Source organism: Pseudomonas sp. TYF_14, assembly GCF_043105275.1.
In the GTDB taxonomy this organism is placed as follows: domain Bacteria; phylum Pseudomonadota; class Gammaproteobacteria; order Pseudomonadales; family Pseudomonadaceae; genus Aquipseudomonas; species Aquipseudomonas alloputida.
Window position 1 is genome coordinate 1 of record NZ_JBICLK010000087.1, and the last position, 24371, is coordinate 24371.

Below are 24371 nucleotides of genomic sequence, written 5' to 3' on the forward strand. Positions count from 1 at the left end.
TGATACCCCAGTTTCCGGGCTTTGCGAAGCAAAGCCCGGACCTGCCGGTCTTGGCTTCTGGCTTCGAACTCCTCAAGACCTTGTTCAACATAAGCCTGCTTCCTACGGGGCGACCGCGCAGGCCGTCGAATGTTGAGCAGGACAGTTGCCCCCCACAGGTGTGCGTGTTGCCAGCATCATCTGTGACAGCAGTGAGGCTTTTCCGGTTGCCCTTCATAGCGGTCATGGTGCCGCACCCAGTCCATGGTCCCACCTTCGTTGCGCCCCAGTGGCGCAATGTCGAGGAAGTTGTAGGTGTTGACCAGAATGTCCAGCCCGCGGGCGTAGGTTGAGTAGGTGTGGTACACGCTGCCGTCGCCTTCGCGGAAAAACGCACTCAAGCCGGGCAGCTCGCTTTCATTGCCCTCATACGGCTCATAGTTGTACTGCCGCTGGCCTTCGCTGCCGACACTGACGCCAAAGTCCTCGTTGAAGTCGCTGCCATGCGACGAATACCACGGGAACTGCCAGCCCATGCGCTGGCGAAATGCCTGGAATTCGGCATACGGCGCCCGTGACACCGCCACCAGCGACACATCGTGGTGGGCCAGGTGCAGATTGGCGCCGTCAAAGTGGTCGGCCAGAAAAGAGCAGCCGGGGCAGCCCTCGCTCCAGCCTTCGGCGAACATGAAGTGGTAAAGCAGCAACTGGCTGCGGCCTGCGAACAGGTCGGCCAGACTCAACGCGCCATTTGGCCCGAAGAAGCGGTAATCCTGCTCGACCTTTACCCAAGGCAGGGCGCGACGGGCTGCAGTTAGCGCGTCGCGGTGGTGGGTAAACGCTTTTTCGTGCAGCCACAGTTGCTGGCGAGCCGCCAGCCACTGGCTGCGGGAAACCACCGGGTGCCTGCTTTCGCGTGTGCTCATGGTGCTGTCTCCTCGCTGGGGGATTCACACCTTGGTCGAGTACGACCAGGTCGATTCGACAAGCACCGGTGGCCGGGCGATGAGCGGTATCTGCTCAGCCCGATTGGGCGATATGCCCCTCGGCCCGTTCATCGGCGCCGTCATCCTCACCAGGCAGGGCGGTGATCACGCTAAAGTCGCTGACTTCTACCTTGCCGCCGCCATAGCCCAGCAAGTGGAAGGAAAACGCCTTGCGCTCGGTCGGGTTGTCGAAGCTGAACTCCATCTCCAGTGGCGCGTCGGTGGTGACCTTTACCTCTTCTGGCAGGCCCAGCGGCACGTCCTGTTCCAACTGCTTGGCCTTGAGCCGGATGTAGGCCGCACGTTTGGGGTCCAGCGAGCGGACCTTGACCCGCACGCGGGTGTGCGAGCCTCCGGGCATTTCCAGATACTGGGCGCCAATGAGGTTGTCGGCCCAGTCATCGTCAATGCGCTTGCGCAACTTGATCGGCGAAGGGCCGCCGAACTGGTAGCGCAGGTTGAGCGGGGTTTGCAGCAAGGATTGGTCGAGTACCACGGCCAAGGCACCGATCTGTTGGCCCAGCAGGCTGTCGGCCGGCCCAAGGTAGCGGGCCTGGTCGGCGATGAAGCCCTCACTGGCATAACGCCGGCAGCGCTGTTGGAAGTCACATTCGGTGAACAGGCCCTGGCCGTTGTGGTAGCGCAGCATGCCGTTGGTGTAGGAGATCATCTCGCGGCCGCTGTCGTAGTCGCGGTACAGCGAGCGACCGCCAAGCGCGACGGGAATGGGCAGTGCGAAGTAGTCGAGCAGCGAGGTGGCCAGGTCGATATGGCCGTAAGTGCCGCGCTTGATGGTTGGCAGTTGGGCCTGCTCCGGCGCCAATGTAAGGTTGAAGCCCCAGGACGAGGCCAGGCGCACGCCATCGATGCCGTGAGACTCGTCGGAAGTCACCACCACCAGTGTGTCCTTGAGGACGCCCTGGCGCTCGAGATTGTCAAGAAATGCCCCGACTGCGTCATCCAGGTAGGCGACGGCTGCCTGTTTCGGTGTGTCGAAGCGCTCGAGGTACTCGGCCGGCGCCGAATAGGGCTGGTGGGTGCCCACGGTGAGCAGCGTCAGCATCCATGGCTTGTCCTGCTTCTGCAACTGGCCCACATAGCCCAGGGCGCCTTCGAAGAAAGCGCGGTCATCCTTGCCCCATGGGAAGTGCAGGTAGTTCTTGTTGCTGAACCACTCCTGGCCATGCACCGCATCGAAACCGATGTGCGGCATGATGCGGTCCTTGGCCATGAAGCGCAGGCCTGCGCCTTGCAGGTAGTGGGTGGTGAAACCGGCCTGGCGTAATTGTGCCGGCAGACAGGCCTGGTTGCGTTGGTTCTGGGTCAGCAGTTCCACGCCCTTGGGCGTGCCGTTGGCCAGCTTGTCGTAATCGCCGCACAGCATCGCATACAGGCCACGGATGGTCTGGTGGGTGTGCAGCACGTAGTCTGGGGTGTTCATGCCGCGCTCGGCCCATTTGCTGAGCTTGGGCATCAAGTCTTCGTTGAAACGGCTGTTCAGCGCCTGGCGGTTAGGCCGCAGGTAGGCGCCCGGGATGCCTTCCAGGGTAATCACCAGCAAGTTGCGGGCGCTTCCCGGGCCGGCAAGCAGCCTTTGCCCATGCAGGTCGGATTGAGTCAGGCCGCTGCTGGCCAGCGGGGTGAAGGTTTGCGTGTGGCCCATCCAGCCTTCGACCTGGCGTTGCAGGTTACCGACCCCGGCAGACATCAACTGGTGGGGGAGGTTGTATTGCCGCCACTGGTCGGCATCGGAAGGTAGCAACTGCTGGCTGCCCCAATGCGCGCCGAACAGCAGTACGGGTATGGCCCAGGCTTTGCGCGGCAGTGGCTGGCTACGCCGAGCACGGCTGCGCCACGCAAAGGCCAGCCAGGCCAGCAGGCCGCCACCCAGGGCCCAGGGGAGCCAGGCATGGGCCAGGCCGCCACCGGTCGAATTCTCCATGAATTGCGGGTCGGTCAGGTAGTTCAGGTCGGCGCTGGTGGGCAGTCGGCCCACTGCGCTCACCAGTTCGGCCGAGGCCACCCACAGCGCCGCCCAGGCCAGTAGCACCGGCAGCGCCAGCCACCACGGCCTGCGGTGTAGCAGCACTATCAACAGGCTGCCGAGGGCGAGATCGGACAGGTAACCGAACGGGTTGGACCAACCCAGCATGGCGCGCGTACCCAGTGGGATCACCAGCACCAGAGCCGCCAAAGTGGCAAGCCGGGTGCTTGGGTGGTCGGACAGGTTCTTCACAAAAACTTCCCTTTTGCCATTAAATCGTCATGCATCTGTGCTTGATGATATCAGGCCAGGGCAGGGAAGGCGGCCGGTTACAAGGCTTGTAACCAAAGCCGGGCCCGTTCGCACAGGCCCGGCCGATGGCAACTATCAGAAGTAATAAGGGAATTTCAGGCTGAAAGAAAAGTCAGGTGCGTCATCGGTCAGACCAATGGACAGGTTGGGCACGATGGTCAGGTTGTCGGTGGCGGCGAAGGTCAGGCCAATATTGAAGTTGGCGGCGTTGTAGTCACTGTTGGAGATCGATTGCCAGTCGCCGCCATCAGGTTTGATCTTGCTCTTGCGGGCGAACTGGTCGGATACCGAGAACGACATGCTCATCTTTTCGTTAAGGGCAAAGGCGATGCCCCCGCCGATCTGCCACGAGTCGCCAAGCTTGACGTCACCCGGTACCTTGCTGTTCACCTGCGGACTGATGTCGCTGAACGAGTCTTGCATGTTGTAGGTGTAGGACAGGCTGCCGAACAGCACGGCCGGGTCGAAGGTCTTGACCAGCGAGATGCCCGGTGTGATCGACCATACACCGTTGCCGGTCGGTAGGCTTTCCGGTACCGCGAGGTTGTTGTTGCCGTCCACCTCGCGCAGTTTGATGCCGTAGGGGTCTTTGCCGGTCGGTGCCTTGATGCGCAGGGTGGCCACTGCGTCAGGCCAGGTTTCGTCCTCGTCGAGGAATTTGTAGGCCACCCCGACGTTGATATCGCCGATTTCCGGGTCGCGGGTCACGCTGGCATCGGAAGTGGTTGCCCCGGCCCCCCCCGCACCACCGGACGAGTAGGTGGACTCGCGGTAAACCACGGGGACGTTGATGTCGAACTGCCAGCGCTGCGCCAGGTTATAGCGGGCAGTCATGTCCAAGGTCCAGTTGTCAGCCTTGATCCGGTCGAGGTTGATGCTGCCGAGGAAGATCGAGTCCAGTGCCAGAAAGCCATTGAGGGTTAGCGCACGGGTATCGTAATGGGTATAGGTGACGCCGGTTTCGAAGCTGAACTTGCCCCCGCCAAAGAATCCGCTGGCTTCGTCATACAGGTTGGAAACGCTTTGCGCCGGCTCGGAATCGGCTGTCAGCGCCTGGCCGTAGGAGCTCCCTGTAGTGCCCGGTGCGCCAGAAGCGACGGTCTGCGCACCTTTCACCCCCTCGGCCGGAGACTTGACCAAGCGTTTGGGTTGCGCGGCAGCAGGGGCCTCCTCGACCTGGCGCACACGTTGCTCCAGCACCATCAGTGCCTGTTGCTGTGCCTCATAGCGGCGTTTGAGTTCAATCAGTTCCTGTTTCAGCGCTTCGACTTGTGGGTCGGCGGCTGCGTAAAGTGCGGTGGCGGGGGCCAAGGTCGTCAAGCACACAAAAGCTCTGAGCGTAAAAGATCGGTACATGGAGTTGCCGTCCCTTCCAACTACTTTTGATGAGACTGAGCGTAGATCAGTATCCGAAGGTGCGAAGACCTTTGAGCTGGTCGAGGCTACCGTTGAGGGAAGCCGCTGTCGGCACGCTCTCGCGCATGACAACGTTCAGGGTGGTGACGTTGTTGACCAGGTTGCCGTTGCCAAGCAGCGTCGAGTTCTGCAGCAGGCCACCTTGGGCCAGGCGTTGCACGCTGCTGCCCTGGTTGTTGCTGGCATTGATGTTGAGCTGCACACCCACACCGCTGGAAGACACACTGAGCGCGCCGGCGCCATTTTCCCCGACCAGGGTCTGGCCGGCGGCCAGTACCTGGCCTTGCTGTTGTACGGCGGGTGCCTGGTTGGCTTTGGTCACGTTGATATCGACGTTGTTGTAAGCGGCGTTGTTGTCACCGGCTGCACGGACCACCTGGGTTACACCTTCGGTGGTGGTCAGGCCGTTGCCGCCCGTTACCACGCCAGTCCCGGCAGCAGAAGCGTTGCTCGGCGCCGGACCTGCGCCTTTTTTGTCAATCATCGAGACATAGAACTGGGGTTTGATGGTCGATTGCTGAACCTGCAGCGTGGACGTTGCCCCGATCACATCCCCTTTTGTATTTTGCCAAGTACTGGACATGACGATGCCGAAGCTCACGATTCGTCCGGGCATCACATAGCGGCCTCGCAGGTTCGCCAGCTCCTGGTCCTTCAGTTCAATGGGTTTCAACGCCTCTGCGTGACTGGGCAAGCTGGCTGCCAGGCAGGCGATGGCCAACCACAATGAAGTCTTCATGAAATGCTCCCTGGAGCCTCATGCTCCTTGTCATTAGAACAGTCGTTAGAAGAAGTCGCTTCTGATGAAGCCGAAGTCCAGCAGCTCTGAGTCCTGCACGGGGGTGAAGTTGTTCACCCGGCCCTTGGCGGTCAGTGGCAGGGGCGGGTCGAGCAGGATGTTGTTCTTGTCGTAACCCTGGCCGATCACCGCGAAGATGATGCCGTTCCAGCCCTTGAGGAAATCGTCGACCTTGTATCGTTTGTGGCCCAGCACCGGATCACCGATGTACACCCAACCTTTGTCGACTTTCTGCATGACCACGAAGTGCTTGTAGCCGCGCACATCCATCAGCACTACGACGGGAATGCGCACACTGTGCAGGGTTTCGGGCGCCACCCGGTAACCGCGGGCACGCATCCCGAGGCTTTCGACGTAGCGCTTCATGTCGAGCATCGAGAAGCCTTGCGTGCGCACAAGGTCCTGGTCGGCGTGGGCCAGCATGCCTTCGATGATCTGATGTTCGTCCACATCCAGCCAGTAGGCCTGGCGCAGGATGGTCGCCAGCGCGGCCGCGCCGCAGCTGAAGTCGGTCTTTTGTTGCACCAGGTCGGCGAACTTGCGTTCGCGCAAGCTCTGGATCGGTTTGAACACCACGGCCCCGCCCGGCAGGACGGACAGCGGCATTTGTGCAGCTTCGCTCACGCTGGCCAGGCACAGCAAAAACGCCAAGGCGAAAATACGCATGATCGGATGCCTTACGGTGTGTTGAAGAAAGGCCCCCCGAAGGGGGCCTCAAGCACAGCGGTCAGAACGAAGTGTTGGAGATGGCCAGCGAGTTGCTTTGCTGGTTGCCCACACCGGCTGCTACGTTCACGCCCAGGTTACCGCTGCCACCGTTCACCGAACCGCTAAGGGTTGCAGTGTTGGTAACTGGGTTGGCCCAGCCGGTCGGGGTCAGCACTTGGAAGGACACAGTATTGCTCAAGTCGTAGGCGCTGCTTTCGCTGTAGCTCTTCGAAACGTCGTTCGAGGATTGTTTTGATTGCTCGCCAGACTTCGAGAACTCGGACGCCGAAGCATTCTCGTACGAAGAGTCGTGAGACTTGGTGTACGAAGACTCTTTGGACTTGTCGTACGACGACTGATGCGCCTTGTCGTAGTTGGAGTCGAATGCTTTCTCGAACGACGAGTCGTATGCACTTTCGTGCGACTTGTCGACCGACACATCCAGCGACGCATTCAGCGAGCCATCGAAGGAGCTGGAATCGGTACGCTCGAAACGACCAAAGTCGGTGGTACGGGTACGCGAGGCGCTAACGTCAGCGTCCAGCGAAGCTGCCAGGCTGGCGCTGCTCGACGCGCTGTGGCTGCCGCTGGCAGAGCCACTGGCACCCCAGCCGAACGAGCCACTTGCGCTCGAGTTGTGGGAGCCGCTGGCATTGCTGGATTGCGAGCCGCTGGCGTTCCAGCCACTGGAGCCGCTGGAACTGGCGCTTTGCGCACCGGCGACGCTGAAGCTCGAAGACGAGCTGCGGTCGTCGGTCGAGTTGAAGCTGCCTTCCTTCGAGCTTGAACCGCTGGCCGACTTGGTGATGGTAATCGTATCCACCCGATAGGTGCGGTCGGCACTGTTGTTTACAATCAGGCCTGGGCCGTCCTGATTGGCCGAAGCCGTGGCAGTGGCGTTACCCAGCGGAGCACCGGTGTTGGCGATGGCCATGGTGTTTTTCTGCTGGTTGAGGTCGCCACCGGCAACGTTGATGCCGATGTTGCCCTCAGCCCCGCTGGCTGAGCCGCTCATCACCGCCGAAGACTGGGTCGAATAGTTGTCGACCCGGTTGTTTCTGCTGGTTTGCACAACGTCAGCTGTGGCACTGGCCATGCCGAACACGAAGCTGTTGTCCAGGCTCGAGTCGGAGCCTGCGTTGGCAATGGCAGCGGCGTTGTCTTGCTGGTTGCCGTTACCGGCCGCCACGTTTATGCCAACGTTGCCGCTGGAGCCGGTGCCAGAGTCACTCATCTCGGCTTCGTTGATGGTGCCTTGATTGGAGATGCGGTTGCGGGTACTGGTTTGGGTATCCCAGGCATTGGCCGTTGCATACACAGGGATCTTGGTGGGTGGAGGATTGTGATGACCATTGTTATGGTGGTCATTACGCCGATCATTTTGCCCAGCTTGTACAGCAACAGCCATGACCGCAGCAATTGCGAAAACCAGAGGCTTGATTGCCATCGAGGGTTTCATGGTGATTCTCCGTACGCTATTAGGTTAAGTGTCGTTCTTAACTGCAGGGTCAATCCGCGACCCGGATGCTCAAGGTGTTGGCCATTCGGTTTCCCACCCCGGCACTCTGGTTCAACTGGATCACCCCTCGGCTACCGGTGAAGGCCTGGTCACTGGTAGTGACCTGGCGATAGCCTGCTGGAATGTCAGTTGCTCCTGAGTTGTTGATCAGCGCCACGTTCTGTTGCATGAGGACGCTGTCGTCGATGCTTTGCGGTTGTGCACCAATGCTGATGCTCAGTGCGTTGGCTTGCTGGGTGTTGGCACCTGCGCTCTGGTTGACGCCCAGGGCGCCGCTGCCGTTGCTGAAAGCGTTGCCCTGGATGGTTGAGCGGGCGTCCATCGCGGGGTCGGCGGGCGTGTCGAGCCGTTGTCGGATCTGGGTGCTTGCATTGGCTTCGGGGCCGACGGCGATGGCGCGCGCATTGACCTGCTGCTGTTTGTCACCTGCGGCCTGGTTGACAGAGAGGTTGCCCTGATAGCGGCTGCCGGAGCTGTCGATATCGGCGTTGTTGATGACCGGAACCAGGGATTGCGCAAAGGCCGGTGCAGTGCAAAGGGCGGCCAGCATCAGCAGTGTGCGCTTCATCTCACTTGCCCCCGCCGGTCAGAATCTGCAGCGGCGCGAGGCCACGCTGCACGCTTGAGTTGACCATGTTCGAGATACCGTTACCCGACCCCGTGCCGCGTCCGCCCGCCAAGTTGGGAAGCTGGTTCTGGTTGCCGAGGTTGCCACCCAGGTTGTTGGTCTGCTGGGTGACCAGGTTGCTGATGCCTGCACCACTGCTGATGCTGGCGAAATCGCCATCGCTCAGCTCGTTGGTTTGCTTGAGCACGTGGGCAGAAGGGTTGGCATTGACGGTGGTAGGGCTCGGGTCTGGAATCAGCGGCGGGATGGTCGCGTTGCGCACCTGCACATCGCGCTTGATGATGATGATCCCCTTGTCCGCCTGAGCCGTCAGGCTGAGTGACCCCAGTACACAACCCACCAGTAATAGGTGATAGAGGCGTTTGTCACGTTTCCTCACGACGGCAACTCCTTCTTTGAGCGCTGGCCCTGTTCAGCGATGCGAACGATAGAGCAGAAGGTGTGCCGCTTTTTAGAATACGTTTCAGATCAGATAGTTAGGAAAAGAGGTTGATAAAATGCGGCGCATGCTGTCTCAGGCTTGAAACAGCTTGCCCTGCGCGTTGCCGGCAAAGTCAGCTGTGGCCTTGATGGGAAGGGTTTTTGCAAGTGTGTTTCACGGGCTTGACACTGCCCCCAGGACGGGGGGAAGCCCCGCAATTTCGGGGGCTTTGCCCCACCGGGGTGTGTCAGTGGTTTAACACTCTGTCGGGCATGATGGCGCATCGCTATTAAGCAGCTTAGCAACCGATTGCAGGGCCAGCAATTGGCGTTGCGGCCAATTGCCATCAAGTATTTGGTGCGGTTGATTGTGCCGCCTCAGCCACGCCTGGCTGTCGTCGAAAAAGCGCTGACGATCACTGAGGTCGGGTTGGCAACGCTGCCCATCGGCAATCCAGTCCACCCCTTGCGGGCTGAGCAACAGGTGGAGGTCGTAACGCCGTGCCAGCAGTGCCTCTTCCAGCCAGGTTGGGCAGTCGCCGAACAGTGCGTGGCTCCAGAGCATGTTGCTTAGCAGGTGGGTGTCCAGGATTAGCAGCGGGGGCGCCTGCTCACGCGCACGGTCCTCCCATGCCAGTTGTCCGCGGGCGATGGCGGGAATATCGGCGTAGCAGGTGTCGCGGCATTGCTGGTCGATGAAATGACGCACGTATTCGCCCACCACCAGGCCACCAAAATGTGCCTGGATCACCCCGCTAAGCCAGCTTTTGCCACTGGATTCTGGGCCGCACAGTACCAGCACTTTCATTGCTTGCGGCGCACTCATGGCTGTACCACCGCCGGGTCGCGCCGCCATTCCAGCCAGCCGCGTACGGCAATCAGGGTGAGCACGGCGAAGAAGCCTGCGGTGAAATACAGCTGCTGATGCAGGTGTTGGCCCACATAGACGATGTCGACCACGATCCACAGTGGCCAGCACTGCAGGCGTTTCTGCGCCATCCACAGTTGCGCGACCAGGCTGAATCCGGTCAGGGTGGCATCCAGCCAGGGCAGGGCGGCATCGGTCCAGTTGGCCATGGCCGCGCCCAGGGCGGCGCTCAGCAGCACCCCGGCGGCCAGGCCTGTGAGCAGTGCCGGGCGTGGCAGACGGGAGACCTGGCGGGCGTCTTCAGCGTGGTCGGGGCGCTTCCATTGCCACCAGCCGTACAGTTGCAGGATGGCGTAGGCCACTTGCAGCAACATGCCCGAGTAGAGCTTTACTTCGTAGAACAGCCAGCCATAGATCAGCACCATGACCAGGCCGATCGGCCAGCACCAGGCGTTCTGCTTGACCGTGAGCCAGACAGCGGTAACGCCGAGGAGGGCGGCAATGAGTTCAAGGCCGGACATCGGCGATCCTTGGAGGCTACGGGGAAGGGGCGAGATTGTAGCGGGTCGGCCGGTGAAGGTGTAGGGCGCAGCGGTGGGATACCCGGTTGTAGGAGCGGGTTTACCCGCGAACACCGGCAGCGCCGGTGCCATCCACCGCGTTGTTTCCTTCGCGGGCATGCCCGCTCCCACAGGTGCAGCGCAGGCTTCAAGGTCACTCGATACCTGCTGGAGCAGGCCTGCCCGCTCCCACCAAGGGCTTGTTCTCAGACCCGGAACTGCCGCAACAACTGCTCCAGCTCTTCGCTCAACCGCCCCAATGCCACCCCGGCATCGCTGGACTGACGCGCCGCATCGGCGGTCTGCTGCGACAACCCGGCAGTATCCAGCACATTGCGGTTGATCTCTTCGACCACATGCGACTGCTGCAAGGTGGCGCTGGCAATGGAGGCGTTCAATGCGGTGAGGTTGTTCAGCACCTGGTTGATGGCGTCCAGGCTGGCGCCGGCCTCGCGGGCTTGTTCGACGGTCTGGCGCGATGCCTCGCTGCTGGTGTCTATGGCCTTGACCGCAGCGTCCGACTGACTCTGCAGGTGCTCGATCATGGTATGAATCTCGGCCGTCGATTGTGCTGTACGCTGAGCCAACAGTCGCACCTCGTCGGCGACCACGGCAAAGCCCCGGCCTTGCTCGCCAGCCCGTGCCGCCTCGATGGCGGCATTCAGCGCCAGCAGGTTGGTCTGTTCGGCAATGGAACGAATCACGTCCAGCACGCCGCCGATGCGCGTGCTGTGGCCGGCCAGGTCGCGGATTACCTGTACGGCCTCATCGATGGTCAGCGACAGGCGGTCGATCTGCGCCAGGCTGCCGTGGATAGCCTGCTGGCCGTGCGTCACCTGTTGTTGTGCCGTACGCATTTCTCCGGCGGCCTGTTCAGCGGTCTTGGCCACGTCCTGCACGGCGTAGGTCACCTCATTGACTGCAGTGGCCACCTGGTCCATCTGTAACGATTGCTGGGCACTGCGCTGTTGTGCTGCACCTGCATTGTCACCGACGTGCCCGGCGGACTGGGCCAATGCGTGGGCCGCGCCTTGCAGTTGGCCGACGACACCTTGCAGTTTGCCGTTGAAACGGTTGAAGTGCTCGCCAAGGTGGGTGATCTCGTCGCTGCCATGGGTGTCCAGGCGCCGGGTCAGGTCGCTTTCGCCGCTGGCGATGTTGCCCATCGCCTGCACTGCTTCCTGCAGCGGGCGGGCGATGCTGCGGGCAATCAGCATGACCACCAGCGCCATCAGCAGGGCAATGCCCACGCCAACCAGCGAAGCGTCGCGCAACTGGCGAGCGAATTCGGCCTGTACGTCATCGACGTACACGCCCGAACCGATGATCCAGCCCCACGGCTTGAACAGCTGAATATACGAGGTCTTGGCTACCGGCTCACTGGCGCCGGGCTTGGGCCAGCGATAGTTGACCGGGCCGGCGTCCTGCTGGCGGGCGAGGGCGACCATTTCGTTGAACACGGCGAAACCATCGGGGTCGCGGATGGCGGAAAGGTCCTGGCCGTCGAGCTTGGGGTTGGCCGGATGCATGATCATCTTCGGCCCCAGGTCGTTGATCCAGAAATAGTCGTCATGGTCGTAGCGCAGCGCGCGCACTACCTGCAGCGCCTGTTGCTGGGCGGCTTCGCGGCTGAGCGTGCCGGCAGCTTCCAGGCCTTGGTAATAGGCCAACACACCCGCGGCGGTCTGCACCACGTGGCGGGTTTTCTCCGCCTTGGCCTGGTACAGGTCACCATGGATCTGCCGCAGCATCAGTAGGCCCAGTACCACCAGCATGGCCACCGCCACCACAAGGATCAGCCACAGGCGCCGACTGATTGACATCGATCTCAGAGTGTTCATCCATCAGCTCCCGCATTGTTCTTTTTATTGAGGTGCATCGAAGCATGCTTTGCAGTGAGCCCACACCCGACTAATGGCTAAGTGCTATGTTGGTGATAGTCTGCAACGGGTCAGGTAGAGCGATTGCCAAGGGGCTCTGTCAGGATTTCGGCCGCGCAAGATGAAACCTTTAACAGGCGTGAACTTTTCTACTGGCGTTGCGCCCAACAGTCGCTGTAAAACAGCCGGGCCGTGTAAGGCAATTTCAAGCAAATCAAGAACAAGGGGCCTGCGACAAGCAGCGCTCCATCCGGGGGAATGATGGATTTTTGGACTGCCTTCCAGGCAATCATCTTAGGCGTGGTCGAAGGGCTGACGGAGTTTCTGCCGATCTCCAGTACCGGTCACCAGATTATCGTCGCCGACCTGATCGGTTTTGGCGGCGAACGGGCCATGGCTTTCAACATCATCATTCAGCTGGCGGCGATCCTGGCGGTGGTGTGGGAGTTTCGCAGCAAGATTTTCGAAGTGGTCTTCGGCCTGACCAACCAGCCCAAGGCGCGCCGCTTCACGGGCAACCTGCTGTTGGCGTTCATGCCGGCGGTGGTACTGGGTGTCCTGTTTGCCGACCTTATTCACGAATACCTGTTCAACCCCGTCACCGTGGCAGCAGCGCTGGTGGTGGGGGGCGTCATCATGCTCTGGGCCGAGCGCCGTGAGCACCGCGTGGAGGTGGACCATGTGGACGACATGCGCTGGAGCCATGCGCTGAAAATAGGCTTCATCCAGTGCCTGGCGATGATCCCGGGCACGTCGCGCTCCGGTTCGACCATTATCGGTGGCTTGCTGTTCGGCCTGTCGCGCAAGGCAGCGACCGAGTTCTCGTTCTTCCTGGCAATGCCGACCATGGTCGGTGCGGCGGTGTATTCGGGCTACAAATACCGCGACTTGTTCCAGCCCGGCGATCTGCCGGTGTTCGCGCTCGGCTTCGTGACCTCGTTCATCTTCGCCATGATTGCCGTACGGGCGTTGCTCAAGTTCATTGCCAACCATAGCTACGCGGCATTTGCCTGGTATCGCATTGTGTTCGGCCTGTTCATTCTGGCGACCTGGCAGTTCGGTTGGGTCGACTGGTCCACGGCACATGGCTGAGGCGCTGCGTGGGCAACGGGCTGAAGGCGTGCGCAACGTGCGCCTGAAGCTGCTGCTGTTGGGCGTGCTTTGCCTGTTGCCCGGCCTGGGGGCGGCGCGCATGGCCTGGAACGATCAGGCCTGGTGGCCATTGGCGTTGTACCCGGCCATGAGCCTGATCAGCCTGTTGCTGTATTGGCAGGACAAGCGGCAGGCACGTAACCAGGCCTGGCGTACACCCGAGAAAGTGCTGCATGCCAGTGAGCTGCTCGGTGGTTGGCCGGGGGCGCTGTTGGCGCAGCAGCTGTTTCGGCACAAGACCCGCAAGGTTTCGTTCCAGGTGGTGTGCTGGGGGATTGTGCTGCTGCACCAGGTGTTCTGGGCAGACTGGCTGTTTCTTGACGGGCGTTATCTGCCCCTTGGTTGATGTGCAGTTGTACCGGCCTCTTCGCGGGTAAAGCCGCGAAAGGGCCGGAACAGGTCGATCACATGACCAACCCCACCTGCAACCGCTTGGGCAACCGACGCACTACCAGCTGGTGCGACCGCTGCAACACCTCACACAGTTCATCACGCCCCATGGGGTAGGGCGGCGCCATGCTGACCCACCGCGCCCGCGCCAGGTACGGCGCCGGCCGTATCCCGGGTCGATCGCAATAACCCAGAAACAGCTCGTCGGCTACCTTGAACGACAACCCGGCACCCGCCAGGTCGAGCACCGCGAACATCTTGTTTTCTGCCACCGAAAACACTCGGATGCCGCCCCATTTGTAGTCTTCCCGCGCACCCGGCAGGCTCAGGCAAAATGCCGCCACCTGGGCCTCGCTCATCTTCCGTTCAGACATACCGCTCTCCACAAGCCTCGAATGACGCCGCCAGGTGGTCGATCCACACCCGGACCGCAGGCAGCAGGCCGCGCCTGTGTGGGTAAACGGCCTGCAGGTAGCCACCCGGCAGCGACCAGTCTGGCAGCAGGCGCACCAGTTCGCCGCGTTCCAGTTCCTCTTCACAGAACATGCTGGGCAGCGCAGTGAACCCCAGGCCGGCACGTACAGCAGCGTTACGTACTACGAAATCGTCGATCGCCAAGCGTGGCTCCAGCGCTATTTCCTGCTGTTTGCCATGGGGGCCGAACAGGCGGAAGTGTACCAGCCGGTCTGCTTCGGCTGCGCCCAGTACGGGCAATGATGCCAACTCGCCCGGTTCGCGAATGTGGTCGGCAAAACCGGGTGCGGCCACCAGTTGCATTTGCGCCTGGCGCAGGCGGCGGGTGACCAGGGCCGGGTCTTCGTCGCCCAGGTCGCGTACGCGCAACGCCACATCAATGCCTTCGGAAATCAGGTCGACCCGGCGGTTGAGCAATACCATGTCCAGTTGCACCAGCGGGTACTGCTCGAGAAAGCGGCTGATCACATCCGGCAGGAAGGCGTGTGCCAGTGCCACCGGGCACGATACCCGTAAACGCCCGCGCGGCTCACTGCTCATGCTGGCCACGGTCTCGTCGGCGGCTTCGGCCTCCAGCAACATGGCCTGGCAATGATGCAAGTAACGTTCACCTACTGCGGTGAGCTTGAGTTGCCGTGTGGTGCGCTGCAACAGGCGTGTGCCCAGGCGCTCTTCAAGCTCAGCGATACGCCGCGACAGGCGCGACTTGGGGATGCCCAGCTGGCGCCCGGCGGCGGCAAATCCGCCGGCTTCGACGACGCGCGCGAAGTAGAAGAGGTCGTTAAGGTCTTGCATGGGAAAGTCTCACTGTTCCATCTGTGGGACAAACTAACGCATTTTTGCTTACTTATCAGCTATTGATCATCTCGGTAGGATTCTCCCCATCGTGATCGCCCACAGCTGCGGTCTTCACTCACAGGAGAGTCCCATGAAACTGTTGCACATCGATTCGAGCATCCTGGGCGACAATTCCGCCTCGCGTCAGCTGAGCCGTGAAGTGGTCGAAGCCTGGAAGGCTGCAGACCCAAGCGTTGAAGTGGTTTATCGCGACCTGGCTGCCGATGCCATCGCCCACTTCTCCGCTGCCACCCTGGTCGCTGCAGGCACCCCTGAAGACGTACGCGACGCGGCCCAGGCTTTCGAAGCCAAGCTGAGCGCCGAGACGCTCGAAGAGTTCCTGGCTGCCGATGCCGTGGTGATTGGTGCGCCCATGTACAACTTCACCGTGCCGACCCAGCTCAAAGCCTGGATTGACCGCGTAGCCGTCGCCGGCAAGACCTTCCGCTACACCGAAGTCGGCCCGCAAGGCCTGTGCGGCAACAAGAAAGTGGTGCTGGTTTCCACTGCGGGTGGCCTGCACGCTGGCCAGCCGACTGGCGCCGGGCATGAAGACTTCCTGAAAGTGTTCCTGGGCTTCATCGGGATTACTGACCTGGAAATCGTCCGGGCCCACGGCCTGGCCTATGGCCCGGAGCAGCGCAGCCAGGCGATCGATGCTGCACAGGCGCAGATTGCCAGCGAGCTGTTTGCGGCTGCCTGATCAAGGGAGCGTTTGGTTGCAAGCGTGGCCCTGTCGAAACACAAGGCCACTCCAACCTGTAGAAGCGTTCAGGCCACCGGGATGAGCGGATCAGCTGCCGCCAGGGCCGATGCCCGGTCAGCCGCTGGCGGATAAATCCACACTGAATTGATCTGGCGCTTCAGCGCCTTGGCTTCGGCCTTGTCCTCCGGTGGCGAAACCTCACGGTCCCATCCTTCGGTGTACACCGCGCCCCAGGCCCCCAGGTCCAGGCACGTCACGTACTTGGGCTGGCTGTAAGCCGTTGGTGCTACGCCAAGCAACTCGGCAGCGGCATTGTTGCCCGCATGGCGCCCCAGCGCAATCGCATGTTGGCACGACATCACGGCATGATTGCCAAGCTCGTCACAGGTGGCGTAGGCCACGTCTCCAGCTGCATACACGGCATCATTGCCCTTGACCTTCAGGTTGCCATCGACATGCAAGCGGCCGCGGTTGTCGCGCTCGCCGCTGATCTGTTCGGTGAGCGGGTTGGCCTTGAAGCCAACCGTCCAGACCACCGTGCTGGCGTCGATCCGCTGGCCGTTGTCCAGCTGCACACCGGCAGGGTCTACCGAAACTACTGTGGCACCGCAAACCCACTCCACGCCCAGTGCCTCGCATGCCTGCTCGATGGCTGGGCGAATGCCGTCACCCAGGGCTGCGCCAATCCTGGCGCCGCGGTCGATTACCACTATGCGCAACGCGGCGTCTTCACCCAGTATCGCGCGCAAGCGGGCCGGCAATTCGGTGGCCGTCTCGATGCCGGTAAAACCGCCCCCGGCTACCACCACGGTATTGCGTGCCGGCGTGTTCGGCAGGCTGGCCAGTGACTTCAGGTGGGCTTCCAGGCGTGCGGCGCTGTCGAGCTTGTCGACGTCGAAGGCATGCTCGATGCCGACCATGTCAGGGCGCTCGAGCTCACTGCCGCAGGCCATGATCAGACGGTCGTAGGGCAGGGTGCAGCGAGTGCCGCTGCGAGTGCGATAGCCCACGCGGCGGGCCGCTTCATCGATGTGGTAGGCCGTGCCCTGCACGAAACGGACATTGACAGCGTCGAACAGCGCCTGCAGTGGTGCGGCCATGGTATGCACGTCTGGCTCGTAGAAGCGCGGACGCACATGCAGTTCAGCCTGGGGCGCGAGCAAGGTGACCTCGACGCCCTTGCTGCCGTTGAGGTCAAGCTGGCGGATGGCGCTGAGTGCGCTCCACAGGCCGGCAAAGCCCGCACCAATGATCAGGATCTGCTTCATGGTTGTGCTCCTTTGAAGTTCGGTGGACAAGGTAGACCGTATTGCCGGTCAACGGTGTTACCAGGGCTTGCTGGAGTGCTTCAGAATGTTGGCGGCGTGATCACCCAGATCACCACGGCATCCACTTCACCGGGGTTGCCGTAGCGGTGAGGTTCCTGGCTCGAGAAGCTGAAGCTGTCGCCTTCACTCAGCTGGAAATGCCGCTCGCCTACCCACAGCTCAAACGTGCCGCTGAGCAGGTAACCGGCTTCTTCGCCGTCGTGGCTGTAGCTTTGCTGGCTGTAGGTACCTGGCGGGAAACGTGAGTGCAGCATCTCCAGCTGGCGGTTGGGCTGGGGGGTGAGCAGTTGATCGACGATGCCATCTTCGTAATGCACGCTCAGGCGGCTGTTGCGCCGCACCACATAGCCTTGGTCTTCGGGCGCGGTGGTGGCCTCGCTGGCGAAGAACCACTGGATGGTCACGCCCAGGCTGCGGGCGATGTTGAACAGCGCCGGGATCGACGGGTAGGAGAGGTTGCGCTCCAGCTGGCTGATGTAGCCTGCGGTCAGTTCACTGTGTGCGGCCAGCTCCGCCAGGGTCATGCCGCGGCGCTTGCGCAGGCCGCGGATGCGGGTGCCGAGGAACTGCGGCGCGGCGCCCCCGGGTTCGCTGGCGGGGGGCTGGGGGGGTTGGCTCATGCGCGTCGGTCCATCGCAAAAGCCGCAGTATGTACAGCCTCAGAGCGCCCAGGCAACCGTCAGGCCATCGTGAATCGCTTCTTCGGCCGTGCGCGGCGCCAGGCAGTCGCCAATCCGCCGTACGTCCACCACACCTGCCAGTTCAGTGGCCAGGCGGTCTTGCGGTTGATGCCCCATGCACAGCACCAAGGTGTCGATGCCTTCGAAGATCATCGGATCGCCGCTGGCGGTGTGCTGCAGGTACACCGTGTTGTCGTCGCTGCCGTACAGGCGTGCGTATGGGGTGACAGGGATACCCAGGCGATGCAGCTCGCCGGCCAGTTGGTCACGTACGTAAAGCGGCAGGCTCTCGCCGCAATGAGTGCCGTTGACCGCCAACTGGACCTGATGGCCTTCGCGCACCAGGCGTTCGGCGATACCGGGGCCGATCCAGTCACAGCGCCAGTCGATCACCAGCACCGAACGCCCCGGTTTCACTTCATTGCGCAGCAGTTGCCAGGCGTCCACTACCTGAAGCTCGCCGGTACGCTCGAACGCCGGCCAGTAGGGGGTGGCTCCGGTAGCAGCAATGACCAGATCAGGGCGCTCACGTTCGACCAGTGCGCGGTCGACCCGGGTGTTGCGCACCACTTCTACACCTGCCAGGGCCATTTCCCGTTGCAGGTTGGTACTGGCACCCCCGAACTCGCTACGCCGTGGCAGTAGCTGGGCCAGTAGCACCTGCCCACCGAGCTGCGGGCCCGCCTCGTACAGCGTGACCTGGTGCCCGCGCGCGGCGGCCACGGCGGCGGCCTTCATGCCGGCCGGCCCGCCGCCGGCGATCATTATGCGTTTGGGCGAGGAAGTGGGCGTGAGGTGCCCGTACTGCAACTCACGCCCGGTTTCCGGGCGCTGGATGCAGGAAATGGGCAAGCCACGATGGAAATGGCCGATGCATGCCTGGTTGCAGGCGATGCAGGCGCGCACGTCTTCGACCTGGCCGCGTTCGGTCTTGGCTGGCATCGACGGATCGCAGATCAGCGCCCGGGTCATGCCGCACACATCAGCCTGGCCGCGGGCCAGGATCAGCTCGGCTTCCTGGGGCTGGTTGATGCGCCCGGTGACGAACAGGGGGATAGCCAGCTGTTGCTTGAAGGTGCCAGCCTCGCGGGCCAGGTACGCCGGTTCGATGGCCATCGGTGGCACGATATGGACCGCGCCACCCAGCGAGGCCGAGGTACCGGCGACGATATGCAGGTAGTCGAGCTGGCCCTGCAAGGCCATGGCAGCAGCCAGTGACTCGTCCTCACTCAGGCCCTGGCTGTCGCGCTCGTCAGCGCTGATGCGCAGGCCAATGATGAATTGCTCATCGGTGGCCGCGCGCACTGCGGCCAGCACTTCGCGCAAGAACCTCAGGCGCTGATCCAGGTCACCGTTGTAGCCATCACTGCGTACGTTCACCCGCGGGTTGAGAAACTGCGCGGGCAGGTAGCCATGGCTGGCCACCACCTCGACGCCATCCAGGCCGGCCTGGTGCAGGCGGCGGGCGGCGCTGGCGTAGCCCTGGACGATTTCGTCGATCATTGCCTGGTCCAGCGCCCGTGGCATCACCCGGAAGCGCTCATTGGGCACCGCAGACGCCGAGTAGGCTACCGCCAACAGGCCGTCTGCCGACTCCATGATCTCCCGCCCAGGGTGAAACAGTTGCGACAGCACCACGGTGCCGTGCGCATGGCAGGCCTCGGCAAGCTGGCGGTAGCCGTCGATGCAGGCATCGTCAGTGGCCATTAGCACATGCGAGGTGTAGCGGGCACTGTCGTGCACCCCGGCGACCTGCAGCACGATCAGGCCGACGCCGCCGGCAGCGCGGTCGCGCTGGTAGGCGATCAGCTTGTCGTTGACCAGGTTGTCGGTGGGCAGGCAGGTGTCGTGACCGGTGGACATGATGCGGTTTTTCAAGCGTTTGCCGCGGATCTGCAAGGGCTCGAACAGGTGTGGGAAGGCGGTCTGCATCAGGCGGCTCCGGTGCGGTGTTGTTATTTTTACTTATAAAAGTGTAGCGATAGTAAAAAATCAACTTGTTTTTTTACTTGCGTCTGTCTAGGTTTTCCTCACTCGCATGGCGAGGGTGTGACCTCAGAACAACAAGAAAACGGGCCCGTCGGGCACCGCCAGGAGGAAACTACGATGCAGCTATATCCACGTGTGACCGGCCTTTGTGCAGCCTTGCTGGCCCTTGGCCTGGGCACTGCGCAAGCTGCGCAGCAGATGGTTGTGGTCGGTTATGGCGGCGCGGGCCAGAAGGCCCAGGATGAGGCGATTTTCAAGCCCTTCATTGCCCAGGACGGCAGCCAGCTGATCCAGAGTGAATACAACGGCGAAATGGCGCGGATCCAGGTCATGGCCGACACCGGCAACGTCGATTGGGATGTGGTACAGATCGAAGGCCCTGACTTGATGCGCGGCTGCGACGAAGGGATCTACGAGCACCTGGACTGGCAGCGCCTGGGCCATGCGGCCGAACTGATCCCGGCAGCCGCACAGGATTGTGGGTCGGCCGCGCTGGTCTGGAGCGTGGCTATTGCCTACGACCGCAGCAAGCTGGCCCAGGCGCCGGCGTCGTGGGCCGACTTCTGGGACGTCGACAAGTACCCTGGCAAGCGCGGCCTGCGCAAACGTGCGGTGTACAACCTGGAATTCGCGCTGTTGGCTGACGGGGTCAAGGTCGAGGACGTATACCGGGTATTGTCCACGCCGGCAGGTGTCGAGCGGGCCTTCGCCAAACTCAGTGAACTCAAACCCCATATCCAGTGGTGGGACGCCGGCGCTCAACCCGCGCAATGGCTGGCAGCCGGTGACGTGGTGATGACCTCCACCTACAGCGGACGAATTGCGGTGGCGGCGCAGCAGGGCAGCCCGTTGGCCGTGGTATGGCCTGGCAGCCTGTACGGTATGGACTATTGGGCGATCATCAAAGGCTCGCGGCATGTCGACCAGGCCAAGCGGCTGATTGCCTATGCCAATCAGCCGGATACCCAGGTGCGGTATGTACAACAGATCCCCTATGGGCCAACCAATACCCAAGCCGCGGCCAGGCTTGACCCGGCGCTGGCCAACTGGGTACCCACTTCGCCACAGAACCTGCAAGGGGCGCTGGCCATGAACGTGGAATTCTGGGTCGATCATGGCGAAGAACTGGAGCAACGCTTCAACGCCTGGGCCAGCAAATAGCGTTCAGTAAAGGGGCAACAAGATGACTGCAACGGAACTAAGCCTGCGTCGGGAGCTGGCTGCCTGCTACCGGCTGATCGCGCACTTTCGCATGAGCGATCTCATCTTCACGCATATCTCCCTGCGCCTGCCTGGGCCGGAGCACCATTTCCTGATCAACCCGTATGGCCTGCTCTTCGAGGAGATCACAGCGTCCAGCCTGGTGAAGATCGACCTGCAGGGGCGGCCGGTGGGGGCTGCCCGTCACCCGGTCAACCCGGCGGGGTTCGTCATTCACAGTGCCATTCACGCTGCCCGCGAGGATGCCCGGTGCGTGCTGCACACCCACACCCGCGCAGGTTGCGCGGTGGCCGCACTGGAATGTGGCCTGCTGCCGGTCAACCAGATGTCCATGGAGTTTTACGGCAATGTGGCTTACCACGCCTACGAGGGCGTCGCGCTGGACATGGATGAACAGCAACGGCTGGTGGCCGACCTGGGCAACAAGCCGGTGATGATGCTGCGCAACCATGGCCTGTTGACCACGGGGCGCAGTGTGGCTGAAGCCTTCTTGCGCATGTACTACCTGGAGAAGGCTTGCGAGATCCAGTTGGCGGCGCAAAGTGCTGGGCAACTGATATTGCCGTCGACCGAAGTGTGCGTGCGTACCGAACGGCAGTTCAACGCGCCGGGGAGAGGGTTGAAGCAGGGGGAACTGACCGACCCGGATGCGCTGCACTTGGCGTGGGCGGCGTTGTTGCGAATGTTGGAAAAGGTGGCGCCTGGTTATCTGGATTGAACCTGTGCTTGCTGATTTGGCAGTTAGTCGTCCAGCCGACAGCGGGCGGACGGAACAGTCACTGTAGTGCAACCATTGGTTTCAACTGTGCTGGTCCCTTCTCAAGGAATACCGTTATGCTGTAACGAAATATGTCTAAAAAGCCTGCAGAAGGAAGTCGCAATGCCACTCAAGGACCTGCTTATCGCCCTGGTGGTGATTGTCGCCTGGGGCGTCAACTTTGTGGTCATCAAGGTTGGCCTCGACGGGCTGCCACCGATGTTGCTGGGGGCATTGCGTTTCTTGCTGGTGGCGTTCCCGGCGATCTTGCTGGTCAGGCGGCCCAAACTGCCGTGGCGCTGGCTGATCGCTTACGGTGCGACCATTTCACTGGGCCAGTTCGCGTTCCTGTTTCAGGCCATGTACAGCGGCATGCCGCCAGGGTTGGCTTCGTTGATCCTGCAGTCGCAAGCCTTCTTCACCCTCGGCTTTGCTGCGTTGTTTCTCGGTGAGCGGCTGCGCCTGGCCAGCGTGCTGGGGCTGCTGGTGGCGGCCGGCGGCCTGGCACTGATCGGCAGCGAAGACGGCGGCCATGTGCCCATGCTGGCGTTGGTGCTGACCCTGTGTGGCGGTGCGATGTGGGGCCTGGGCAACATCATTACCCGACGGTTCGGCTCGGTCGACCTGGTCGCGTTGGTGATCTGGGGTGGGCTGATACCGCCACTTCCATTCCTGGCACTGTCCTGGTGGCTGGAAGGCCCCGAGCGCATTGGCCATGCCTTGGCCAATATCAGTTGGAGTTCGGTGCTGGCCCTGGCGTATTTGGCCTTTGTGGCCACCATGCTCGGCTACAGCCTGTGGAGCAAGTTGCTGTCGCGTCACCCGGCAGGCAAAGTGGCGCCGTTCTCGCTGCTGGTACCGGTGATTGGCCTGAGTTCGTCGGCGTTGCTGCTGGGAGAGCGCCTGACCGCTACGCAGGGCTGGGGCGCATTGCTGGTGATGGCCGGCCTGCTGGTGAATGTATTCGGTGCGCGCATCGGTCAGCGTTTGCGGGCTGCCAACGCGTAAAGCGCTTAAATCTACCGACCTGCGCTCTGTTAGAATCGGCCTCTTTCTGCCAGGCCAACGGAGCGCATCCATGATCATTTCCACCACCAGCCAGCTCGAAGGCCGCCCGATTGCCGAATACCTGGGCGTGGTCAGTTCTGAATCGGTGCAGGGCATCAACTTCGTGCGCGATTTCTTTGCACGGTTTCGCGACTTCTTCGGTGGCCGTTCGCAAACCCTGGAAAGCGCGCTGCGCGAGGCCCGGGAGCAGGCCACTGAAGAACTCAAGGCCCGGGCACGACAGTTGCAAGCCGATGCGGTAGTGGGGGTGGATTTTGAGATCAGCATGCCGTCGGTACAGGGCGGCATGGTCGTGGTATTTGCCACCGGTACGGCAGTGCGCCTGAAGTAAAGCCCTTTGCCATTGGTCGGCTACAAGGTTCTTGTCCGGTCGGTCCGCAAATGACCAGCTAGTCTCACTTTCACAGGCCGCGTTTCCTGGGCAACTTGTCTGGTTGCCGACGCGACCGCCACTGGAGGGAGACTGGGCATGAGCGAATCCTTTTTCGAAGACCTGAACGATGCGTTCCCGATCAACAGCCAGGTGCGTTGCGGCCAGGCGGCATTTCGCCTGGGTTTCGCCCACATGACGCTGGATGATTCCGAACAGCTCCAGCCTGCACATTTGCAGCGCAGCAAAAAAGGCCGCTTCATGCCGCGGGTACCGCTCAAGAAGTGATCCCGCGTCTGCACACACCCCGCCCAACGGCGGGGTTTTTATTGCCATTCGTTGATCCGCCTCATGGTATTGCCCGGTAGCGCTCGCCGGATGGCCCGGCCTGTGGTTTTCTGACGCGGCATTCCAGCAACGGAGGATTGAATGCTCATGCGAGTCAGGGAAGAAACCTATTGGCAGTGGGCCGACGCACAGCTGCACAGCCGCTGCCACGACGAAGCACTCAGCGACGGCACCACACTGGACGTGCAGGTGCGCTTGTCGCGCCTGGGGGCGACGCAGCTGTTTCTGGGGTTGTACGCCGGGGATGGGCGGGCGTTGCTGGAAGAGTATTACCCCGCGCTGCCGGGCGAGACCATGACCCGTGCGCTGGTGTGGGGTGTCGACCGCGCCCGGGCGATGGCAACAGGCGCCTTGCCTCTGCCGGAAACCCGTCTGCAGCGGCGCCAGGCATGAAAAAGCCCGGCCTATGCAGGCCGGGCTCTGGTAAGGGTGCGAACCCTCAATTCAGCGGTTCGATCACCTTGACTGCCTGCTGCTCACGGGCAGCGGGCCATTCTTGTTGCAGGGTCTGCAGCACGCGGCCAACGAATTCAGTGTCGGCGGCGGCTTTCTTGCCGACGTAGCCTTGGCCACGGCGGTAGACCTTGAAGCGGGCACGCATGCTGGGCAGGTGCTCTTCAAATTCATCTTCGACGGTGTTCGGTGGCAGGCGGTCGAGGCGCACTTCACCGGTTTGGCTAACCCACAGCAAATGGTCGTCAAGGCTGTCCTTGCGCACGGCGAACAGCTGGGCCAATTGGTCGATAGTCGGATTGTTGTTCAAGTTCATCATAAAGCCCCCATTACCCATTCATAGGTGATTTTCACAGTTGGCGCTATCACGGTGTAGCGCACTACCAAGGCTGCTACAGCAGCATCGCAACAGGGGCTTTCTCACGCTGCCTTTTGGACAGTTTCCCTCTCCACGGACGGCCTGCGTTACCGCGCAGGCCGTCTGGAACACCCTTGCCACCGCTCCCGATCGGGGAGACGGCTTCATCATGCCCAAGCGC

26 protein-coding genes are annotated in these 24371 nt (G+C 62.0%); 9 read left to right on the plus strand and 17 right to left on the minus strand.

Going from position 1 to position 24371, the window contains the following annotated elements; translation table 11 throughout:
• Window positions 1-176: 176 nt before the first annotated feature.
• The 11 genes from ACF8O8_RS24505 to mcpP all read right to left on the minus strand — a co-directional run bounded on the left by ACF8O8_RS24505 (window position 177) and on the right by mcpP (window position 12020).
• Window positions 177-905: a DUF899 domain-containing protein gene (locus tag ACF8O8_RS24505; RefSeq protein WP_392510627.1), complete on the minus strand. Its 729-nt coding sequence runs from the start codon at window positions 903-905 to the stop codon at window positions 177-179.
• A 94-nt stretch (window positions 906-999) separates the two neighbouring features.
• Window positions 1000-3201 carry an LTA synthase family protein gene (locus ACF8O8_RS24510; RefSeq protein WP_350297765.1) on the minus strand — a complete coding sequence of 734 codons (2202 nt, stop codon included), beginning with the start codon at window positions 3199-3201 and terminating at the stop codon, window positions 1000-1002.
• A 135-nt stretch (window positions 3202-3336) separates the two neighbouring features.
• Window positions 3337-4617 (minus strand): hypothetical protein, encoded by a 1281-nt coding sequence (locus ACF8O8_RS24515; protein WP_004577464.1) that lies wholly within the window; start codon window positions 4615-4617, stop codon window positions 3337-3339.
• 46 nt (window positions 4618-4663) lie between these two features.
• Entirely contained in the window at window positions 4664-5416 is a 753-nt protein-coding gene (locus ACF8O8_RS24520) for a hypothetical protein (protein WP_010953760.1), read from the minus strand.
• A gap of 45 nt (window positions 5417-5461) precedes the next feature.
• Window positions 5462-6142 (minus strand): C39 family peptidase, encoded by a 681-nt coding sequence (locus ACF8O8_RS24525; RefSeq protein ID WP_010953761.1) that lies wholly within the window; start codon window positions 6140-6142, stop codon window positions 5462-5464.
• A gap of 61 nt (window positions 6143-6203) precedes the next feature.
• A complete protein-coding gene (locus tag ACF8O8_RS24530) occupies window positions 6204-7643 on the minus strand; it encodes a heme utilization protein (RefSeq protein WP_392510628.1) in 1440 nt (479 codons plus the stop codon).
• 49 nt (window positions 7644-7692) lie between these two features.
• Window positions 7693-8271, minus strand: a complete 579-nt coding sequence (locus tag ACF8O8_RS24535; RefSeq protein ID WP_010953763.1) for a hypothetical protein — start codon at window positions 8269-8271, stop codon at window positions 7693-7695.
• Window position 8272: 1 nt separating this feature from the next.
• Entirely contained in the window at window positions 8273-8710 is a 438-nt protein-coding gene (locus ACF8O8_RS24540) for a hypothetical protein (RefSeq protein WP_014591274.1), read from the minus strand.
• A 297-nt stretch (window positions 8711-9007) separates the two neighbouring features.
• The gene (locus ACF8O8_RS24545; protein WP_010953765.1) at window positions 9008-9577 is read right to left on the minus strand and encodes an AAA family ATPase; all 570 of its coding nucleotides are present in this window, start codon (window positions 9575-9577) and stop codon (window positions 9008-9010) included.
• Window positions 9574-10140: a nicotinamide riboside transporter PnuC gene (gene pnuC, locus ACF8O8_RS24550; RefSeq protein ID WP_392510629.1), complete on the minus strand. Its 567-nt coding sequence runs from the start codon at window positions 10138-10140 to the stop codon at window positions 9574-9576. Before pnuC ends, ACF8O8_RS24545 begins: the two co-directional genes overlap by 4 nt.
• Before the next feature lie 245 nt (window positions 10141-10385).
• Complete coding sequence (mcpP, locus tag ACF8O8_RS24555) at window positions 10386-12020, minus strand: methyl-accepting chemotaxis protein McpP (RefSeq protein WP_064491056.1); 1635 nt, start codon at window positions 12018-12020, stop codon at window positions 10386-10388.
• A 300-nt stretch (window positions 12021-12320) separates the two neighbouring features.
• Between mcpP and ACF8O8_RS24560 the strand changes: the two genes are divergently transcribed.
• Window positions 12321-13151 (plus strand): undecaprenyl-diphosphate phosphatase, encoded by an 831-nt coding sequence (locus ACF8O8_RS24560; RefSeq protein WP_049586319.1) that lies wholly within the window; start codon window positions 12321-12323, stop codon window positions 13149-13151.
• On the plus strand, window positions 13144-13557 hold the full coding sequence (locus ACF8O8_RS24565) for a DUF1294 domain-containing protein (protein ID WP_049586170.1): 414 nt from the start codon (window positions 13144-13146) through the stop codon (window positions 13555-13557). The genes ACF8O8_RS24560 and ACF8O8_RS24565 overlap by 8 nt, the downstream gene beginning before the upstream one ends.
• 58 nt (window positions 13558-13615) lie before the next feature.
• Here the strand turns inward: ACF8O8_RS24565 and ACF8O8_RS24570 are convergent, their stop codons facing one another.
• Together ACF8O8_RS24570 and ACF8O8_RS24575 are read right to left on the minus strand one after the other, a co-directional pair.
• A complete protein-coding gene (locus tag ACF8O8_RS24570; protein WP_047605158.1) occupies window positions 13616-13975 on the minus strand; it encodes an MmcQ/YjbR family DNA-binding protein in 360 nt (119 codons plus the stop codon).
• Window positions 13968-14870, minus strand: coding sequence for a LysR substrate-binding domain-containing protein (locus ACF8O8_RS24575; RefSeq protein ID WP_003253907.1), 903 nt, complete (start codon window positions 14868-14870; stop codon window positions 13968-13970). The genes ACF8O8_RS24570 and ACF8O8_RS24575 overlap by 8 nt, the downstream gene beginning before the upstream one ends.
• 133 nt (window positions 14871-15003) lie before the next feature.
• On the opposite strand from ACF8O8_RS24575, the gene ACF8O8_RS24580 reads away from it, so the two are divergent.
• Entirely contained in the window at window positions 15004-15615 is a 612-nt protein-coding gene (locus tag ACF8O8_RS24580; RefSeq protein ID WP_392510630.1) for an FMN-dependent NADH-azoreductase, read from the plus strand.
• 68 nt (window positions 15616-15683) lie between these two features.
• Here ACF8O8_RS24580 and ACF8O8_RS24585 read toward each other — a convergent pair whose 3' ends face one another.
• The 3 genes from ACF8O8_RS24585 to ACF8O8_RS24595 all read right to left on the minus strand — a co-directional run bounded on the left by ACF8O8_RS24585 (window position 15684) and on the right by ACF8O8_RS24595 (window position 19558).
• A complete protein-coding gene (locus ACF8O8_RS24585; protein WP_010953772.1) occupies window positions 15684-16886 on the minus strand; it encodes an NAD(P)/FAD-dependent oxidoreductase in 1203 nt (400 codons plus the stop codon).
• Between the two features lie 80 nt (window positions 16887-16966).
• Entirely contained in the window at window positions 16967-17566 is a 600-nt protein-coding gene (locus tag ACF8O8_RS24590; RefSeq protein ID WP_014591264.1) for a helix-turn-helix domain-containing protein, read from the minus strand.
• A 39-nt stretch (window positions 17567-17605) separates the two neighbouring features.
• A complete protein-coding gene (locus ACF8O8_RS24595) occupies window positions 17606-19558 on the minus strand; it encodes an FAD-dependent oxidoreductase (protein ID WP_392510631.1) in 1953 nt (650 codons plus the stop codon).
• A 174-nt stretch (window positions 19559-19732) separates the two neighbouring features.
• Between ACF8O8_RS24595 and ACF8O8_RS24600 the strand changes: the two genes are divergently transcribed.
• The 6 genes from ACF8O8_RS24600 (at window position 19733) to ACF8O8_RS24625 (ending at window position 23772) form a co-directional block, all read left to right on the plus strand.
• The gene (locus ACF8O8_RS24600; RefSeq protein ID WP_017147666.1) at window positions 19733-20776 is read left to right on the plus strand and encodes an ABC transporter substrate-binding protein; all 1044 of its coding nucleotides are present in this window, start codon (window positions 19733-19735) and stop codon (window positions 20774-20776) included.
• 22 nt (window positions 20777-20798) lie between these two features.
• Window positions 20799-21554: a class II aldolase/adducin family protein gene (locus ACF8O8_RS24605; protein WP_392510632.1), complete on the plus strand. Its 756-nt coding sequence runs from the start codon at window positions 20799-20801 to the stop codon at window positions 21552-21554.
• Window positions 21555-21716: 162 nt separating this feature from the next.
• Complete coding sequence (locus ACF8O8_RS24610; RefSeq protein ID WP_003253899.1) at window positions 21717-22601, plus strand: EamA family transporter; 885 nt, start codon at window positions 21717-21719, stop codon at window positions 22599-22601.
• Between the two features lie 70 nt (window positions 22602-22671).
• Window positions 22672-22992, plus strand: a complete 321-nt coding sequence (locus ACF8O8_RS24615; RefSeq protein ID WP_003258990.1) for a YbjQ family protein — start codon at window positions 22672-22674, stop codon at window positions 22990-22992.
• A 138-nt stretch (window positions 22993-23130) separates the two neighbouring features.
• Window positions 23131-23319, plus strand: a complete 189-nt coding sequence (locus tag ACF8O8_RS24620) for a hypothetical protein (protein WP_003253897.1) — start codon at window positions 23131-23133, stop codon at window positions 23317-23319.
• A 141-nt stretch (window positions 23320-23460) separates the two neighbouring features.
• Complete coding sequence (locus ACF8O8_RS24625) at window positions 23461-23772, plus strand: hypothetical protein (protein ID WP_010953779.1); 312 nt, start codon at window positions 23461-23463, stop codon at window positions 23770-23772.
• Window positions 23773-23818: 46 nt separating this feature from the next.
• Here ACF8O8_RS24625 and ACF8O8_RS24630 read toward each other — a convergent pair whose 3' ends face one another.
• Window positions 23819-24151 (minus strand): hypothetical protein, encoded by a 333-nt coding sequence (locus ACF8O8_RS24630; RefSeq protein ID WP_003253895.1) that lies wholly within the window; start codon window positions 24149-24151, stop codon window positions 23819-23821.
• Window positions 24152-24371: the final 220 nt, after the last annotated feature.

Bases quoted from the DNA above. Each gene is read 5' to 3' on its own strand.
- ACF8O8_RS24535 (WP_010953763.1), bottom strand. From the start codon at position 8,271: ATGAAGCGCACACTGCTGATGCTGGCCGCCCTTTGCACTGCACCGGCC.
- ACF8O8_RS24605 (WP_392510632.1), top strand. From the start codon at position 20,799: ATGACTGCAACGGAACTAAGCCTGCGTCGGGAGCTGGCTGCCTGCTAC.
- ACF8O8_RS24620 (WP_003253897.1), top strand. From the start codon at position 23,131: ATGAGCGAATCCTTTTTCGAAGACCTGAACGATGCGTTCCCGATCAAC.
- ACF8O8_RS24630 (WP_003253895.1), bottom strand. From the start codon at position 24,151: ATGATGAACTTGAACAACAATCCGACTATCGACCAATTGGCCCAGCTG.
- ACF8O8_RS24530 (WP_392510628.1), bottom strand. From the start codon at position 7,643: ATGAAACCCTCGATGGCAATCAAGCCTCTGGTTTTCGCAATTGCTGCG.
- ACF8O8_RS24615 (WP_003258990.1), top strand. From the start codon at position 22,672: ATGATCATTTCCACCACCAGCCAGCTCGAAGGCCGCCCGATTGCCGAA.
- ACF8O8_RS24505 (WP_392510627.1), bottom strand. From the start codon at position 905: ATGAGCACACGCGAAAGCAGGCACCCGGTGGTTTCCCGCAGCCAGTGG.
- ACF8O8_RS24600 (WP_017147666.1), top strand. From the start codon at position 19,733: ATGCAGCTATATCCACGTGTGACCGGCCTTTGTGCAGCCTTGCTGGCC.
- ACF8O8_RS24590 (WP_014591264.1), bottom strand. From the start codon at position 17,566: ATGAGCCAACCCCCCCAGCCCCCCGCCAGCGAACCCGGGGGCGCCGCG.
- ACF8O8_RS24520 (WP_010953760.1), bottom strand. From the start codon at position 5,416: ATGAAGACTTCATTGTGGTTGGCCATCGCCTGCCTGGCAGCCAGCTTG.
- ACF8O8_RS24625 (WP_010953779.1), top strand. From the start codon at position 23,461: ATGCTCATGCGAGTCAGGGAAGAAACCTATTGGCAGTGGGCCGACGCA.
- ACF8O8_RS24610 (WP_003253899.1), top strand. From the start codon at position 21,717: ATGCCACTCAAGGACCTGCTTATCGCCCTGGTGGTGATTGTCGCCTGG.
- ACF8O8_RS24575 (WP_003253907.1), bottom strand. From the start codon at position 14,870: ATGCAAGACCTTAACGACCTCTTCTACTTCGCGCGCGTCGTCGAAGCC.
- ACF8O8_RS24585 (WP_010953772.1), bottom strand. From the start codon at position 16,886: ATGAAGCAGATCCTGATCATTGGTGCGGGCTTTGCCGGCCTGTGGAGC.
- mcpP (WP_064491056.1), bottom strand. From the start codon at position 12,020: ATGAACACTCTGAGATCGATGTCAATCAGTCGGCGCCTGTGGCTGATC.
- ACF8O8_RS24570 (WP_047605158.1), bottom strand. From the start codon at position 13,975: ATGTCTGAACGGAAGATGAGCGAGGCCCAGGTGGCGGCATTTTGCCTG.
- ACF8O8_RS24525 (WP_010953761.1), bottom strand. From the start codon at position 6,142: ATGCGTATTTTCGCCTTGGCGTTTTTGCTGTGCCTGGCCAGCGTGAGC.
- pnuC (WP_392510629.1), bottom strand. From the start codon at position 10,140: ATGTCCGGCCTTGAACTCATTGCCGCCCTCCTCGGCGTTACCGCTGTC.
- ACF8O8_RS24595 (WP_392510631.1), bottom strand. From the start codon at position 19,558: ATGCAGACCGCCTTCCCACACCTGTTCGAGCCCTTGCAGATCCGCGGC.
- ACF8O8_RS24565 (WP_049586170.1), top strand. From the start codon at position 13,144: ATGGCTGAGGCGCTGCGTGGGCAACGGGCTGAAGGCGTGCGCAACGTG.
- ACF8O8_RS24545 (WP_010953765.1), bottom strand. From the start codon at position 9,577: ATGAGTGCGCCGCAAGCAATGAAAGTGCTGGTACTGTGCGGCCCAGAA.
- ACF8O8_RS24580 (WP_392510630.1), top strand. From the start codon at position 15,004: ATGAAACTGTTGCACATCGATTCGAGCATCCTGGGCGACAATTCCGCC.
- ACF8O8_RS24560 (WP_049586319.1), top strand. From the start codon at position 12,321: ATGGATTTTTGGACTGCCTTCCAGGCAATCATCTTAGGCGTGGTCGAA.
- ACF8O8_RS24515 (WP_004577464.1), bottom strand. From the start codon at position 4,617: ATGTACCGATCTTTTACGCTCAGAGCTTTTGTGTGCTTGACGACCTTG.